Annotated in this window: 12 protein-coding genes and 1 riboswitch; of the genes, 7 read left to right on the forward strand and 5 right to left on the reverse strand. The window is 45.2% G+C overall.

Annotated features, from left to right (window positions below):
* Positions 1 to 327: 327 nt before the first annotated feature.
* Entirely contained in the window at positions 328 to 2,643 is a 2,316-nt protein-coding gene (gene pflB, locus I2F76_RS04685; protein ID WP_070590051.1) for a formate C-acetyltransferase, read from the reverse strand.
* A 259-nt stretch (positions 2,644 to 2,902) separates the two neighbouring features.
* Between pflB and dinB the strand changes: the two genes are divergently transcribed.
* Entirely contained in the window at positions 2,903 to 4,009 is a 1,107-nt protein-coding gene (dinB, locus tag I2F76_RS04690) for a DNA polymerase IV (RefSeq protein WP_195487341.1), read from the forward strand.
* An 8-nt stretch (positions 4,010 to 4,017) separates the two neighbouring features.
* Here dinB and I2F76_RS04695 read toward each other — a convergent pair whose 3' ends face one another.
* From I2F76_RS04695 to rnhC, 3 genes are all read right to left on the reverse strand, one after another.
* On the reverse strand, positions 4,018 to 6,450 hold the full coding sequence (locus tag I2F76_RS04695) for an ATP-dependent RecD-like DNA helicase (protein ID WP_195487353.1): 2,433 nt from the start codon (positions 6,448 to 6,450) through the stop codon (positions 4,018 to 4,020).
* A gap of 67 nt (positions 6,451 to 6,517) precedes the next feature.
* The gene (gene lepB / locus I2F76_RS04700; protein WP_070590042.1) at positions 6,518 to 7,168 is read right to left on the reverse strand and encodes a signal peptidase I; all 651 of its coding nucleotides are present in this window, start codon (positions 7,166 to 7,168) and stop codon (positions 6,518 to 6,520) included.
* A 3-nt stretch (positions 7,169 to 7,171) separates the two neighbouring features.
* Positions 7,172 to 8,071, reverse strand: a complete 900-nt coding sequence (gene rnhC, locus I2F76_RS04705) for a ribonuclease HIII (RefSeq protein ID WP_070590040.1) — start codon at positions 8,069 to 8,071, stop codon at positions 7,172 to 7,174.
* Between the two features lie 136 nt (positions 8,072 to 8,207).
* Here rnhC and I2F76_RS04710 point away from each other — a divergent pair, with 136 nt between their 5' ends.
* From I2F76_RS04710 to I2F76_RS04730, 5 genes are all read left to right on the forward strand, one after another.
* Positions 8,208 to 8,498: a hypothetical protein gene (locus I2F76_RS04710; RefSeq protein ID WP_070506075.1), complete on the forward strand. Its 291-nt coding sequence runs from the start codon at positions 8,208 to 8,210 to the stop codon at positions 8,496 to 8,498.
* A 10-nt stretch (positions 8,499 to 8,508) separates the two neighbouring features.
* A complete protein-coding gene (locus I2F76_RS04715; RefSeq protein WP_003008795.1) occupies positions 8,509 to 9,063 on the forward strand; it encodes a CvpA family protein in 555 nt (184 codons plus the stop codon).
* Positions 9,064 to 9,136: 73 nt separating this feature from the next.
* Positions 9,137 to 11,476, forward strand: coding sequence for an endonuclease MutS2 (locus tag I2F76_RS04720; RefSeq protein WP_070590038.1), 2,340 nt, complete (start codon positions 9,137 to 9,139; stop codon positions 11,474 to 11,476).
* A gap of 159 nt (positions 11,477 to 11,635) precedes the next feature.
* Positions 11,636 to 13,054, forward strand: coding sequence for a C69 family dipeptidase (locus tag I2F76_RS04725; protein WP_070590035.1), 1,419 nt, complete (start codon positions 11,636 to 11,638; stop codon positions 13,052 to 13,054).
* Between the two features lie 129 nt (positions 13,055 to 13,183).
* Positions 13,184 to 13,278, forward strand: a riboswitch (glycine riboswitch).
* Between the two features lie 102 nt (positions 13,279 to 13,380).
* Positions 13,381 to 14,712, forward strand: a complete 1,332-nt coding sequence (locus I2F76_RS04730; RefSeq protein WP_070590033.1) for an alanine/glycine:cation symporter family protein — start codon at positions 13,381 to 13,383, stop codon at positions 14,710 to 14,712.
* Between the two features lie 53 nt (positions 14,713 to 14,765).
* On the opposite strand, the gene sstT is transcribed toward I2F76_RS04730, so the two are convergent.
* Complete coding sequence (gene sstT, locus I2F76_RS04735) at positions 14,766 to 15,983, reverse strand: serine/threonine transporter SstT (RefSeq protein WP_070590030.1); 1,218 nt, start codon at positions 15,981 to 15,983, stop codon at positions 14,766 to 14,768.
* A gap of 137 nt (positions 15,984 to 16,120) precedes the next feature.
* On the opposite strand from sstT, the gene I2F76_RS04740 reads away from it, so the two are divergent.
* Complete coding sequence (locus tag I2F76_RS04740; protein WP_003008782.1) at positions 16,121 to 16,969, forward strand: mechanosensitive ion channel family protein; 849 nt, start codon at positions 16,121 to 16,123, stop codon at positions 16,967 to 16,969.
* The last annotated feature ends 161 nt before the right edge of the window (positions 16,970 to 17,130 follow it).

Raw genomic sequence — 17,130 nt, forward strand, 5'->3', positions numbered from 1 at the left:
CCTTTCTGAATTCGTTTAGAATAGCTATTGTTTAGGCTTATCATTCGTTAACTCGGGTGGTGGTGCTGCACGGTGCTATCCTGGACGAGAAGGGTTGCTAAAAAGATCAGTGCAATCAGGATAAAGAGCCAAATAATAGCGAAAATAAATGTTAAAAACATAGGATCACCCCTTCTAACTTATTTACAGCTCTACTATAACACTTGGAGAAAGCGCTGTCAAACCCTATATGGTAGGCTCTTAAACTCTTTCAAAATTCAGAATACTCTTGCGATGGGGATGAAAAAACCAGCCGTTTCCGACTGGTTTTTAAGACCTATTTGAATCTTAGCTCAATGCATCATCCATTGAAAGAACTTCGTGGAAGACACGTTGTGTCAATTCAGTTTTTTGTTCTGGAGTGAGGTATTTAGTGTTTACACAGTATCCAGAGATACGTACGATTACGTCTTCACCTGACATGATCTTTTCGTAAACATCGTTCAAGTCCATAACATTCAAGTTAACGTGTTGTCCACCGTTTTCGAAGTAACCATCAAGGATTGTTACCAAGTTATCAACTTGTTCGTCACGAGTTTTACCAAGAGCGCGAGGTGATACTTGAGTTGTCAATGAGATACCATCAGCTGCATAACCAAAGTCAAGGCTAGCAAGTGAGTTCAAGTTTTGCAACCATCCACCTTTAGCTTTGTTAGATGGGTTAGCACCTGGTGAGAAGAATTCAAGTTTAGACAAGTTCACAGAACCATCTTCGTTGAGGTATACACCTTTGTGGACTGGTGAGTTACCAGTTTGTTTAGAGTATGCAACGTTAGAAGTGATGGTAAGAAGTGAAACAGTTGCTTCAGCGTTCTTGTAAAGTTTGTGGCTGCGAAGACGAGTAGTGTAAGCTTCGATCAACCATTCTGCCAATTCGTTAGAACGTGGGTCATCTTCACCCCAACGTGGGTATTCACCGATTGTTTCGTAATCGTAGATGTAGCCATCTTCGTCACGGATTGGTTTAACAGTAGCGTATTTGATTGCTGACAAAGTATCAACAGTGTTAGCGAATCCACAGATACCGAATCCCATGTTAGCGCGTTGGTGAGTTGGCAAGAAGGCCATTTGAACAGCTTCGTAGTTGTACTTATCAGTCATGTAGTGGATGATGTTCAAAGCATCTACGTAAGTGTCTGTCAACCAGTCAAGAGATTTTTCGAAGTTTGCTTTAACAGATTCGAATTCAAGAACTTCGTCACGGATAGGATCGATGTCAAATACTTTGTAGTCTTTATGAACGTCGTCGTAACCACCGTTCAAACCAGTAAGAAGAGCTTTAAGCACGTTTACACGAGCACCGAAGTACTGAATGTTGTGGCGTTGTTCTTCATTTTCTGGGTCAAGTGGAGATACACAACATGAGATACAGCTCATTTCACCGTATCCGTCTTTAGCCATAGTAGTTACACCTTCGTATTGGATAGAAGAGTGTTTGTGGCTCATGTGCATACAGTAGCGACGGAAGCTGTATGGCAATTTGTCAGTCCAAAGAACTGTCAAGTTTGGTTCTGGAGAGTTACCGATGTTGTCCAAAGTGTTCAAGAAACGGAAGTCCATCTTAGTAACACGGTGACGTCCGTCGTTACCCATACCAGCCATAGAAGTTGTGATGAAGGTTGGGTCACCTGAGTACAATTGGTCGTAAGCTTTTGTACGAGCAAATTTAACAGTACGCAATTTCATAACGAAATCGTCAACGAATTCTTGGATTTCAGATTCAGTGTAAGTACCACGAGCCAAGTCACGTTCAGCGTAGATATCCAAAACGATTGGCACACGTCCAAGAGAAGTAGCAGCACCGTTGATCACACGGCAGACAGCCATGAAGGCGATGTTTGTCCATTGGATTGCTTCTTTTGTATCGAAGGCAGGACGACGTACGTCTACACCATAAAGGTCACCCAATTTAACAACTTCTTGAAGCGCTTGGTATTGAAGGTTTACTTCTTCACGAAGACGGATTGTTTCTTCATCGATTTCAGTAATCGCGTTCCAGTCGTTTGCTTTTTCAGCCATCAAGTAGTCAGCTCCATAAAGGGCCAAACGAGCATAAACCCCGATGATACGTCCACGTGAGTATGCATCTGGAAGACCAGTTACTGTGTGAGCGTGACGAGCACGACGGATGTTAGAAGTGTAAGCGCGGAAGATACCATCGTTTACAGTTGTAACGTATTTTGTGAAGATTTCATGAACTGCTGGATCTGGTTCGTATCCATTTTCTTTCAAAGTAGTTTCCGCCATACGAATACCACCACGAGGCATGAAGTTCAATTTGAACAATTCATCATTTTGGATACCGAAGATGACTTCGTTTTCTTTGTCGATATATCCAGCTGCGATATCAGCGATAGATGTTGGACGGTTATCGTATGGGAAACGAGTTTCTTCGTAATGAGCTTTTGTTTCTTCAACAATCTTCTTGATGTGAAGAGAACGTTCAGTTGGACCAGCTAGGAAGCTTTCATCTCCATCATAAGGTGTGTAGTTAGCTTGAACGAAGCGAGAAACGCTTGCTTTTTCTTTCCAATCTTCACCTTTGAAGCCTTCCCAGGCTTTGTCAAAAATATCTTGTGCTTCAACGACTGTTTTAACAACCATTTTTATTTTCCTCTATTGTCTTTCTAGCAACTATATCTGTTGCACTTACAATAGTAGTATACCATACAGAAATCGGTTACACAAAGACAAATTGCGAAAAATAGCAGATTCTTTTATAATACAGTTTCAATTCTTCTGTGATACTGTACTACATTTTTGAAAATGAACACGAATTTCCATCAATTTTCATGTTTTTAGGAAGGGCCGATTTTTGCAATTCCAAAATTTTATTTTTATAATAGAAAAAGGAGGGTGAAAAATGCTGATATTTCCATTAGTGAACGATACAAGTCGTAAGATCATTCATATTGATATGGATGCATTTTTTGCTGCTGTCGAAGAAAGAGACAATCCTAGTTTGAAAGGACAACCGCTTGTCATTGGCCAGGACCCTCGACAGTCAGGGGGAAGAGGGGTGGTCTCGACCTGCAACTATGAGGCTCGAAAATACGGGATCCACTCGGCTATGAGCTCCAAAGAAGCGTTGGAGCTCTGCCCAAAAGCGATCTTTATTTCTGGGAATTATGAAAAATACCGAGAAGTGGGTGAGCAGGTTCGTGAGATTTTTAGGCGGTATACGGATCTCATCGAGCCCGTGAGTATTGATGAAGCCTATCTAGATGTGACGGAAAATAAAATCCAGAGCAAATCAGCTGTCAAGATCGCTCGCTTGATTCAGCATGCGATCTGGGAAGAGCTGCATCTCACAGCTTCAGCGGGTGTCTCTTATAATAAGTTTTTGGCCAAGATGGCAAGTGACTACCAAAAACCCCGTGGCCTAACGGTGGTCTTGCCGGAGGATGCTGAGGATTTCCTGAGCCAGATGGACATTGCCAAATTTCACGGGGTAGGAAAGAAGACAGTGGAGCGGCTGCATGAGATGGGGGTCTATACTGGCGCGGATCTTTTAGCCATTCCGGAGATGACCTTGATCGATCAGTTTGGACGCTTTGGCTATGATCTCTTCCGCAAGGCGCGAGGAATTCACAATAGCCCTGTCAAGAGCCATCGTATTCGCAAGTCGATTGGAAAAGAGCGGACCTACCGCAAGCTCCTTTATGCTGAAGATGATATTTTAGAAGAAATTGTCAATCTGTCCAGTAAAGTAGCCCAATCGCTGGAAAAAAACGGCAAGCAAGGAAAGACCTTGGTTTTAAAGGTGCGCTATGGAGACTTCACCACCCTGACCAAGCGAATGACATTGACGGAGCCAACACGAGAGGCTGAGCGGATCAATCGTTCCGCTCGCCAAATTTTTCAAGAAATTGAATCGACAAATACTGGAATCCGCCTCTTGGGTGTCACCATGACCAATTTCGTGGATCATACCGAGTTGCCTTTGGTGGAAGAAAAAGAAAACGACTAGTTTGTTCACTAGTCGTATTTTTTGATGTCAAAAAAGGCTGCAATCTCTTCTTCAGTCAGTCCAATCATAGGAGAGATGGTGTGGAGATTGTCTTCTGTCAGTCGATAGACAGTCGGTTCATCAGGCTCAGCCTTCTTTACAACAGTTTCTTCCTTGATTCGTGCGGATTCGACTGTAGGGGAATCCGTGGCAACGGATGAAGAAGAGTCTTTGGTTGCCTCGCCTCCGTCCAGGTCCTTGAAGCGTTCCACCAAGTAGGTCTTGCGCGCTGTGCCTGTATTTTTAGTGGCGTAATCAAAGGCGCTGTATTCTCCTAAGAGAATCAGTTTGCTTTTTGAGCGCGTGATGGCAGTATAGATCAAATTACGTTGCAACATCCGGTGGCTTTGATTGGTAATGGGTAAAATCACTACCGGAAATTCGCTTCCTTGCGATTTGTGAATACTCATCGCATAGGCTAAGCGAATCTTGTACCATTCATTGCGCGGGTAGACGATTTCATTGCCATCAAATTGGATGGTCAATTCATCTTGCTTGGATTCTGTATATTTTCCTGGGAGAAGATCGGTGATGTAGCCGATATCTCCGTTAAAGACATTGCTTTCTGCATCATTAACCAGATGAATGACCTTATCTCCATCGCGGTATTGGCAGTCTGGCGTGTCAAAGACGACCTGATCTTTGATAGCTGGATTGAGAAGGTCTTGCATGAGTGTATTGATGTTGTCAATGCCAGCCTGGCCCTTGTACATAGGTGCCAAGACTTGGATATCTCGAGCCGGGATCTGACTGCGAAGGGCAGCTGAGGTGATCTGTTCGATCATCTTAGGGATGTGTTCGCTTCCGGCTTCGAAATAAGAGCGGTCGGCTTTTCGTTCTGTGAAATCTTGAGGAAGCTTGCCCTGGCGAATGTCTCCTGCAAGTGAGACAATGGTCGAATCTTCACTCTGACGGAAAATATGTTCGAGTTTGGTCTGAGGGATGCTTGGGATCTGCAAGAGATCAGCCAAGACCTGACCAGGGCTGACGGAAGGTAATTGGTCGGCATCTCCCACAATCAAGAGTTTGGTATCTGTTGCGATGTTGCTGAGTAATTGATTAGCCAGCCAGGTATCAACCATGGAAAATTCGTCCACAATGATGAAGTCTGCATCCAGATAGTCCTCTAAGTGGCTGGTGTCATCATCTCCTGTCATCCCCAAATGGCGGTGGATGGTGGCGCTCGGAAGTCCTGTCAGCTCATTCATGCGTCTAGCTGCCCGTCCTGTTGGGGCAGCCAAGAGGATCGGCAGGTCTTGTTTCTTCCGAAGATCCAGCTGGTGGAGTTGGGCATAGACACTGATCATCCCATTGATAACGGTAGTCTTTCCTGTCCCCGGTCCCCCGGTGAGGATAAAGACCTTATTTTGGATAGCTTGGTGAATGGCCTCTTTTTGAATGGCATCGTAGCGAATCCCCAAATCTTTTTCAACCGCCTCAATCGCCTGGTTGATTTTCTCAGGGTCAAATGAAGTCGACTTTCCTTTTTCCAATAATCGACCGATATGACTACGAATCCCTTCCTCCGCAAAGAAGAGGCTGTTGTCAAAGATCTTGGTGTCCACGTTTTGGACCTTGTCTTCCTCGATGAGGCGTCCTAATTCTTGGGCGACAGTGGAAGGATCCAATTCTATTGGACGAGCGGATTCTAACAGGTCAATGGTATAGCGCAGGAGGTCCTTGGCTTCGATGTAGGTATTTCCAGTCTCGATAGAGTAGCTAAAAAGGCTGTGGATCAGGCCCGCGCGGAAACGCTCAGGGGCGTCACTTGCAATCCCCAATTCTTCGGCTAGTTGGTCCGCGATTTTAAAGCCCATGCCTTGGATATCTTCCACCAATCGATAGGGCTGTTGCTCCACGATCTGGAGGGTTTCTTCATTATAAAAATCTTGGATCTGAAAGGCCAATTTATTGGGAATGCCATAGTTGGCTAGTTGGGCGAGAATGCGCTCCGTTCCGTAATTCTGACGGAGTTTTTCCACAAAAGCCAGGCGATTTTTCTTGGAGAGACCTGTGATTTCTTCTAATTTTTCAGGGGCCTCCAAAATTTTGTCAATGGTATCGTCCCCATAGAGGTCCACGATTTTTTGGGCTGTTTTGAGACCAATTCCTTTAAAGTGATCGCTGGAAAAATATTTCACCAAGCCCTTGCTAGAGGGTTTGGCACGTTCATAGCGACTGATTTTGAGCTGCTCTCCGTATTTAGGATGATGGACCAGCTCCCCCCAGAAGGTGTAGTCTTCGCCTTCCATGATATCTGCCATGGTTCCTGTCACAATAATCTCAAAATCATCAAAGTCTTCGGCATCGGTATCGCTGATGTCGAGCAAGAGGATTCGAAAAAAACTGCTAGGGTTTTCAAAAATAATGCGCTCAATAGTACCAGAAAAATAATATTCCATCATTTCTTTCCTTTTTATAAAGCAAGGCTGGGACATACTTGTCTCAGCCTCAGTTTGTTAATCTATACTAATAAGTTTTGAAAGGGTAGATCGGCCATAGTCTAAAGACGGCTTGCCCTTTGATTTGTTCTTTCTTGAAAGCTCCGACCTGACGGCTATCTTTTGAAACGATCCGGTCATCTCCAAGTAGGAGGTATTCATCGTCGAGTAACTTCAAGGTAAATTTAGGATTGCCATCCTTGTCTACTGTAAAAGCTTGGGCTGTATTGGCCAATTGACGGAAGAGTTCTCCGTTTTCTTCGAACCCTTTTCCAGTGTAGGTCGATTGCAATTTATCTTTTTTGAAACGAGCGATGTAGTCTTTCAAATAAGGCTCATTGGTCTTTTTCCCATTGATGTAAAGGGTGTCGTTGTCGTATTGGATAGTATCTCCAGGAAGACCGATGACCCGCTTGACGATGTCCTTGGTTTTGCCGTCATCGTCTTTTTCACTGGCAACGACAATGTCGAAACGATCAATCGAGAGGTGGTTGACCACAAGGAGGTACTCGCTATCAGCCAGGGTCGGATCCATCGAATGGCCATCCACCTTGACCGGAGCCCAGAGGTAAATGCGAGAGGCAATGATGAGACCAACGATGATGCTGAAGAGGCCCCATTCTTTAAGGAATCTCACCACTGGTGAGCTAGATGACTGTTTTGAACTTCTTTTTGACATAACTTATCTTTCTAGTAATTTCTTTGCTTTTTCTGTGTTTTTAAAATGGAGTTTGGCACAATAATCCAGAGCTTTCATCCCGTAGGTCTGGAGCAATTTAGCAGCGACTTGGTCAGACTTCGTCCCTGCTCCACTAGGGAGATTAAAGCCCAGTTCCTTGCCCAGATCTTCCAGATTTTGAAGGAAGAGATTGCGGGCGATGATGGAACTAACTGCAACAGCTAAATACTTACCTTCTGCTTTTTCTTCCAACTCAATGGCTTGGGTGACCTGATTTTTTTCAGCTTTCACATATTTTTGGTAGTTTTTAGCCGTCGTAAAGGCATCGATCACAATTCGCTCTGCTTGGACTCCTTTATTTAATAGAAGATAGATGGCCTGGTTGTGCAGGGCCACTTTGACCGAAACAGCATTATAGCCAGAAGCAATGACTTCATTGTACTTCTTTGGAGACAATAAGAGTGCTTGGTGCTGGATGTTTTCCTCAAGGAGAGGAGCCAATTGCTGAATTTTTCGATCATCCAAGGTCTTTGAATCCCCAACACCGAGCTTTTTGAGCCAGTCGTGCTGGTCAGGTGTGACAAAGGATGCAACGACGGTGAGTCCACCAAAATAAGAGCCGTTTCCGACCTCGTCGGTTCCGATCATGGCTAGATCTTGTCCTGCAGATGAAGTAGTAGAACCTTTAGGGTTCCCAGCATCTTGCCCGAAAAAGGCCAGGTAAGGAGTAAGGTCATTGCCTTGAAGCAAGACTTTTCCAGACTTGTAGATCGAAACGGTCGCTCCCTCTAGTCGAAAGAAATAATCCATATGAGGATTCTTGCTTTGAGAGAGAGAGTTGCGATAGGTATGGACAAAATCAAGGATTTGCTCCTGTGTTGGAGTGAGTGTCATACTTTCCATAACCACTATTGTACCACAAATTCAGGGAGAGAGGGAGCAAAAAGAAAGAAAGAATCCACTGGAAAATCCCTGTGAAGAGGGGCTTTGCTACTGACAAAGCTAGCCTTTTTTGGTATAATACCGTGAGGTGATTTTTATGGCGAGCTTAAATAGATATAAATTTACATTTGGAAACAAAGCGCTCACTTTAACAACCAACCATGATAATTTGTTTATGGAAGAAGTCGAACGTGTTGCGAAAGAAAAATACCAAGCAATTAAGGAACAAATGCCAGAGGCAGATGATGAAACCATCGCGATCTTATTGGCAGTAAATAGTTTGTCCATGCAACTGAATCGCGAGATTGAGTTTGATGACAAAGAAAAAGAATTAGATGCTTTTCGTCGCAAGGCTTTAGACGACTTAAAGGATAAATCATCCAAATAAGAGGAGATACATGTTAACTTTCTTAATCTTATTGATTTTGGCATGGAGCTTTTATATTGGCTATGCAAGAGGGATTATCCTCCAGTCCTATTACTTTCTAGTGACCTTAGTGGCCCTCTTGATTGCAGGTGGCAGCTATAAGGGACTGGCCAAGGTGTTGTCTCTATGGGTTCCTTTTTCGAGTCCCACCCAGCAATCGGTGAATTATTTTTATGCCAACCGCTACCTATTTCAATTAGATGACATCTTTTATGCAGGATTAGCATATGTATTGATTTTTGCGATGGTCTACCTGATTGGTCGTGTGATTGGGATCTTTATGCACTTGGTACCTCAGCCAGAAAAATTGGAGGATCGCAAGTATCAAATTGGAGCGGGAGTGATCGCCGTCGTGATAACTCTCTTGGTCATCCAGATGGGCTTGACTGTCCTCTCAACAGTTCCCATGGCTTCCATCCAAAATAGACTCAATGCAAGTGGATTGATCCGCTTTATCATCCTTCATACCCCGATTAGTTCCAGTTTGTTCCACAACTTGTGGGTGACTGCGATTATCGGAGCTTAAGGAGCAAAAATGAAGAAAGGAGTGAGACAAGTCCGATTCAAAGAAGGACGCTCACTTTTTTTGTAGGAGAAATATGAACAAAAAAATCTTAGATATTCTGGAGTTTGACAAGGTCAAGCAACTCTTTGAACCCTATCTACAGACAGAACAAGGGGAGATGGAGCTAGCAGCCCTTACTCCAACTGATAAAAAAGAAAGCATCGAAACGGCCTTTATGGAGCTAGAAGATATGGAGCAGATCCTCTTGGAAGAGCCTCGCTTTGCCGTGTCGACCATTCAAGATGTCCGTCCAGTCGCCAAGCGTTTGGAGATGGAGGCATCCCTCAATATCGATGAATTACTAGCGCTAAAAGCCGTCCTTCGGGTGACACATGAACTCAAGGATTTCTACGACAACTTGGAAAATGTCCGTCTGGAAAGGCTCAATCGCCTCTTTGACAACTTGGTGGATCTTCCTCGCCTACAAGGTGGGCTTCAAGCTATCAACGAAGGAGGCTTTGTCGAGTCTTTTGCCAGCGAAAAATTGGCCAAAATCCGCCGTCGAATCCAGGAAAATGAACACCAGGTCAGAGAGATTCTCCAAGACCTGCTGAAAAGCAAGGCCGATATGTTGGCGGATGCTGTGATTGCTAGTCGGAATGGCCGCAATGTTCTACCCGTAAAAAACACCTATCGCAACCGGATTGCAGGGGTGGTCCACGATATCTCAGCCAGCGGGAATACCGTTTATATCGAGCCTCGAGCAGTGGTCAATCTTAATGAAGAAATTGCCAATCATCGAGCCGATGAACGGTATGAAATCATTCAGATTCTGGAGGAATTGTCTGACACCCTGCGCCCTCATGCAGCAGAGATTGCAAATAACGCTTGGATTATCGGTCACTTGGACTTGATCAAAGCCAAGTATCGCTTTATGCGCGATTGTAAGGCAGTGGTACCAGAGGTTAGTAGCAATCGCTCTATTCAGCTCTTGCAACTACGTCATCCCTTGATTGAAAATGCCGTCGCGAATGACCTGCATTTTACCGAGGACTTGACAGAAATCGTGATTACCGGTCCCAATACAGGGGGGAAAACCATCATGCTCAAAACGCTGGGACTAGCGCAAATTATGGCCCAGTCTGGTCTTCCCATCCTAGCGGATCCAGGTAGTCGTGTGGGCATCTTCTCACAGGTCTTTGCGGATATTGGAGATGAACAATCGATCGAGCAGAGCTTGTCGACCTTCTCCAGTCATATGACCAATATCGTATCTATCTTAAATCAAGTGGATACCGCCTCCTTGATCCTTCTGGATGAGTTGGGGGCTGGAACCGATCCTCAAGAGGGGGCTGGCCTTGCTATTGCTATCCTAGAAGACCTGCACTTACGCGGGATTAAGACCATGGCGACAACCCACTATCCAGAGCTCAAGGCCTACGGGATTGAGACTGCAGGAGTGCAAAATGCCAGCATGGAATTTGATACAGCGAGTCTGCGTCCGACTTATCGCTTCATGCAAGGGGTGCCTGGACGCTCCAATGCCTTTGAGATCGCTCGCCGATTGGGCTTGTCTGAGACCATTATCCAGGATGCCATGAAGATGACCAATACGGATAACGATGTCAATCAGATTATTGAAAAATTGGAGGCACAGACCTTAGAAAGTCGCAAGCGCTTGGATACCATTCAAGAGGTCGAGCAAGAAAATCTCAAATTCAATCGTGCTCTTCGAAAACTCTATAACGAACTGACCCGAGAGAGAGAAACAGAGCTCAATAAGGCGAGAGAAGAAGCCAAGGAAATTGTGGACATGGCCCTCTCAGAGAGTGACCGTATCCTTCAAGGCCTTCACGCCAAATCCCAGTTGAAACCACATGAGATCATTGAAGCCAAGGCTCAGTTGAAAAAACTCGCTCCTGAAACCGTCGACCTTTCTAAAAACAAGGTCTTGAAAAAAGCCAAAAAGGCGCGTGCTCCTAAGGTGGGAGATGAAATCTTGGTTATCAGCTATGGCCAACGCGGAACCCTGGTCAAGCAACTCAAAGATGGCCGCTGGGAGGCGCAAGTCGGCTTGATCAAGATGACCTTGGAAGAAAAAGAATTCAACCTCATCAAGGCTGAAAAAGAAGCGGCTCAACCTAAGAAACGCCAGGTGAATGTCGTCAAACGCTCGAACACGAGTGGCCCGAGAGCGCGTCTGGACCTCCGTGGGAAACGCTATGAAGAGGCCATGCAAGAGCTAGATGGCTTTATCGATCAGGCCCTGCTCAACAACATGGCTCAAGTCGATATCATCCACGGAATCGGGACGGGAGTTATCCGTGAAGGGGTGACCAAGTACCTCCGCCGCAACAAACACGTCAAGAGTTTTGAATATGCCCCCCAAAATGCAGGTGGAAGTGGCGCGACTATTGTTACGTTTAAAGGCTAATCGAAACCTAGCTGTTTATCAGCTAGGGTTTTTAAAATTTTATAAAATGAAAATATTTGAAAGTTGTTGAAAAGGATTCGCTTTTAAATCTGATTTTCAATAGGTCCTCCCTTTTAAAAGTGATATAATAGAGGCAATGAATGATTTGGGAGGATACGCATGCGTATACGTGAAAGTGCAGATTCGTGTACAACGATTCTAGTCGGAAAAAATGCTAGTTATGATGGTTCGACCATTGTAGCACGAACAGAGGATTCTCAAAATGGCGTTTTTACGCCCAAGAAATTGATCGTGGTCAAACCAGAAGATCAACCGCGTCATTACAAGTCTGTTTTATCAACTTTTGAAATCGACTTGCCAGATAATCCAGTTCGCTATACAGCGGTTCCAGATGCGATTCCTAAAGACGGGATCTGGGGAGAAGCTGGGATCAATGTCTATAATGTAGCCATGAGTGAGACAGAGACCATTACGACCAATAGCCGTGTGTTAGGGGCAGATCCTCTTGTAGAGAGTGGTATCGGTGAGGAAGATATGCTGACCTTGGTCTTGCCTTATGTCAAGACAGCCCGCGAAGGGGTCTTGCGTCTCGGAAAGATCTTGGAAGAGTATGGAACTTATGAGTCTAACGGGATTGCGATTTCAGATGTGAATGAAATCTGGTGGTTGGAGACCATCGGAGGTCACCACTGGATGGCGCGCCGTGTCCCTGATGATGCCTATGTGACCAACCCCAACCAACTGGGAAGCGATTATTTTGAATTTGGAAATCCAGATGAGTTTCTTTGTGACCCGGATCTTGAACGTTTTGTCACAGAGCACCATTTGATTCTGGATCAAGAAGGGAAAGGTTTTAATCCACGCTATGCCTTTGGTAGCCAAAAAGACAAGGACCGTCACTACAATACACCGCGGGCTTGGGCCATCCAGCGTTTCCTCAATCCTGAAATCAAGCAGGATCCACGGAGCTTTGAGATTCCTTGGTGTCAAAAACCTTATCGCAAGGTAACGATTGAAGATGTCAAATATGTCTTGAGCAACCATTACCAAGACACCATCTACGATCCTTATGGTCCTGAAGGAGATCACGTGAGTCAACGGACCTTTCGGACGATCGGGATTAACCGGACCAGCCAGACAGCGATTCTGCAATTGCGTCCCAATAAACCACAAGAAACGACAGGCATCCAATGGATTTCTTATGGCTCCATGCCTTACAATACAGCCGTTCCTTTCTTTACCCAAGTGGATACAACGCCAGACTACTTTGCCAATACGACGGCTAAGGTAACAACGGATTCCTTCTACTGGGCCAACCGGATTATTGCAGGACTAGCAGATCCTCACTATGCTCACCATGTTGGTGATTTGGACGATTACCAAGAGACGACAATGGCCTGGGGACATGCGCGCATCAATAAAGTCGATCGTGCACTTGCAGCAGGTGACACTGTTGATTTTGAGGCGGAAAACCAAGCTATGAGTGATCAAATCCAGGAAGCAACAGATCAACTCTTGGACAAGATTTTGCTCGATGCTAGCAACCTCATGACCAATCACTTCTCCTTGAGTGATTAAAAAGCGTACATTTTCAGGTAGTTTACAAGATATTTTCAGAAATGATTGACAAACTTTTGAAAATCGATTAAAATAGAGAAAATTACATACGACCGAATGAAGTTTGCAGGAGCGTGAGTGACTGTGAATGGACGGAACTCTGGAGAGACCAGAAATGGCACCGAAGGGGCAAGGTAGAGGATGCATCTACTCAAACTCTCAGGTAAAAGGACAGAGCGAAAGATAGGGGAAGTCCCCTATTTTAAGCAGGACCAGAGTACATGTTTGACATGTGCTCTTTCTTTTTCTCTTTTCTGTCGAGCGGTCGATGAAAAAGGAGACAGAAAATGGATCATGTATTGCAGTTTTTTCAACAACTCGATAATCTAGTGTGGGGCGCCCCGCTGTTGGTGCTCTTGGTAGGAACAGGGATCTACCTGACCCTTCGCTTGGGTTTACTTCAGATCCGCTACCTTCCAAAAGCTTTTCGCCTGATCTTTACAGAAGATGAGGGACACGGGGATATCTCGAGCTTCGGAGCCCTTGCGACAGCCCTAGCGGCTACTGTAGGGACGGGGAATATTGTAGGGGTGGCTACAGCGATTCAGACAGGTGGCTCAGGGGCCCTCTTTTGGATGTGGATGGCAGCCTTCTTTGGAATGGCGACCAAGTATGCAGAAGGGCTCTTAGCCATTCGTTATCGGACCAAGGATGACAATGGTCATATCTCGGGTGGTCCGATGTACTACATTCTTCACGGGATGGGAGAGAAGTGGCGACCACTGGCTATTTTCTTTGCGGTTGCAGGAGTGCTGGTAGCCCTCTTTGGGATCGGAACCATGACCCAGGTTAATTCCATTACGGGATTCCTTCAAGCCAGTTTTGGAACAGCTCCAGAAGTGGCTAGTGTAGTAATTGCTCTGGTGGTTTCAACCATCATCTTTGGAGGGATTCACTGGATTTCCAAAGTCTCTGAAAAAGTGGTTCCTTTTATGGCGGCTGCCTATATCTTTGCGACCATCACGATTATTGCCTTGCATCTGGACCAATTGCTTCCAGCCTTAAAAGCAGTCTTTTCGGGTGCTTTTACAGGGACTGCAGCCATGGGAGGTTTTGCAGGAGCAACGGTTAAAATGGCTATCCAAAAAGGGGTAGCGCGTGGAGTTTTCTCCAATGAATCTGGTCTCGGATCTGCACCCATTGCAGCAGCGGCGGCGAAGACCAATGAGCCCGTCGAGCAAGGGTTGATCTCCATGACGGGAACCTTTATTGATACCATTATCATCTGTAGTTTGACAGGACTTTCGCTCTTGGTTTCAGGTGAGTGGATGGCTAGGGGCAGCACTAGCACCCTGACTCAGGATACGTTTACAGGCGTCTTTGGCCCAGTCGGAGGCATCATTCTAACGCTATGCTTGGTGCTTTTTGCGACCACGACTATTCTTGGATGGTCTTATTACGGAGAGCGGTGTTTCGAATTCCTTTTTGGTGTCAAACATATAAACCTCTATCGGACCTTCTTTGTCTTTATGGTTGGACTGGGAGGCTTCCTTAAGCTGGACCTGGTCTGGGTGATCGCGGATATTGTGAATGGGCTGATGGCTTTGCCCAACCTGATCGCCCTCTTAGTCCTTTCCCCTGTCATCATCAAAGAAAGCAAACAATACTTTAAGAAATAAGAAAACCCAGATCGCGAGGTCTGGGTTTTCTTGTCTATGTGAGATAGGATCATTTAATAGCGTTTTTCTTTTGGCCAGTTGCTCATTTCGGCGATGGCAGTGAAGAGCACATCTGTCGAAGAGTTGAGGGCTGTTTCGCAAGAGTCTTGGATGACCCCGATGATAAAGCCGACGCTGACGACTTGCATGGCCAAATCATTGGTGATACCAAAGAGGCTACAAGCAACAGGGATGAGAAGGAGAGAACCTCCTGCAACTCCAGATGCTCCACAAGCAGAGATAGCCGCTACGACACTCAGGATGAGCGCCGTTCCAAAGTCAACCTGAATGTGTAAGGTATTGGCAGCAGCTAGCGTCAAAATATTGATCGTCACGGCTGCGCCTGCCATGTTTACAGTTGAACCAAGTGGAATGGAGACAGAATAGGTGTCTGGATTCAGCCCCAACTCTTCACAGAGACGCATATTGACAGGGATATTGGCTGCAGAACTTCTGGTGAAGAAGGCTGTTACCCCACTGACACGGAGGCATTTAAAAACAAGGGGATAAGGGTTCTTGCGGATCATGAAAAAGACGATCAATGGATTGATGACCAGGGCTACAAATGCCATGGTACCAACCAAAACAAGTAAGAGAATCCCGTAGTTACTAAGGGCACTGAGTCCTTGGCCAGCGATGGTCGTGAAGACCAAGCCTAAGATCCCAAATGGAGCTAGGTTGATAATCCACTCAACAATTTTTGAAGTGATGTCTGCTAGAGTTTGGAGGAGGTCTTTACTATGTTCACTCGCCTCTCTCATGGCAATCCCAAAGACAGTTGCCCAAGAAAGGATTCCAATGTAGTTGGCTTGCTGCAAGGCATTGACCGGGTTGTCGACGATCTTGAGCAAGAGGTTACTAATCACTTCGCCAATCCCGTTTGGAGAGGATCCTTCAGCGGCCTTTCCAGTCAGGGTAATGGTGATCGGGAAGATGTAATTGACCAAAACAGCAACAAAGGCAGCAGCAAAGGTTCCTAGAAGATAGAGGACGATGACTTTTTTCATATTAGTCTCTGTCCCTTTTTGGTGTTGGGAGAGGGCATTTGCGACGAGCGCAAAGACCAGAAGGGGTGCGATCGCACGGAGCCCCCCAACAAAGAACTCTCCTAAGAGTCCAATGCCAGTTGCTTTCGGAAAGAGAAGTGCTAGGATGACTCCAAGTACAATCCCGATTGCGATCCTTTTCATAAGGTTGGTTTTATTCCAAGTGGTAATCAGTCGATGAATCATGTAGGACCTCCTTAAAAAATAATTAAGGAATATCATACGATAGTGAGGGGGGAAAAGTAATGAAATTTTTAAAAAATAGCCTTATTTCCGAATATTTGATATAATCATACTATTCTTTGGTAGAAAGGCCCGAATAAATGAGTCAAGCTTTCCAACGTTATTTCAGTAAAATAGACTGGACGAAGATTTTTGATGATCTGATCTCAAAATGTATCTCTCTGATTTTTGTCTTTCTCTTATTTTTTATCGCTAAAAAGGTCATCCATAGCCTGGTTAAGCGGATATTAACCCCTTCCTTTAAGTATACGGTGCAGGATGAAGCCCGTAAAAATACGATTCTCCGTTTGGTTGAGAGCCTCTTAAACTATTGTTTGTATTTCATCTTGATCTACTGGATTTTGTCGATTCTGGGTCTTCCAGTCTCTAGTCTCTTGGCTGGTGCTGGGATTGCTGGGGTGGCGATTGGGATGGGAGCCCAGGGTTTTCTTTCCGATTTGGTCAATGGTTTCTTCATCCTTTTAGAACGCCAGCTGGACGTGGGAGACAATGTTCGTCTCACGAATGGGTCTATTAATATTGCCGGAATCGTCAGTAGTGTCGGGATTCGCACGACCCAGGTGCGGGATTTTGATGGAACTCTCCACTTTGTTCCGAATCGCAATATTACCGTTGTCAGCAATCTCTCACGTGGCGATATGCGCGTGCTAATCGATATTCCACTAGATGCAAATACCGATCTCGACAAGATTTATCAGGTGATTGCTCAGGTCAATCAGTCTGAACAAGATAAACACCCAGAGGTGTTGACAGGTCCTACGATTTTAGGCCCACAGATTGAAAAAAATGGCCGTTATTCCTTCCGCATTGCGATGACTGCGCAAAATGGAACCCAGACGACTGTCTATCATACCTACTATAAACTCTACCATGATGCCTTGATGGAAGCAGGGATTAGCCTACCGACAGGAAAGAACGGGATCATGTAATAAGAAAAGCTCAGAAATTAGAATGTAGACAAGGTCCTCTTAGAAACTTTCCTTAGGTGAGAACGGACGTCAGCGAACTTCGATGAAGTTCCATGACTAAATCAAGATACAAAGGGCGTCTGCGGATAAAGTCAAAATAGGAAGTTTGACGCAGAATCTTT

The organism is Streptococcus parasanguinis (assembly GCF_015557775.1).
Taxonomy (GTDB): domain Bacteria; phylum Bacillota; class Bacilli; order Lactobacillales; family Streptococcaceae; genus Streptococcus; species Streptococcus parasanguinis_AA.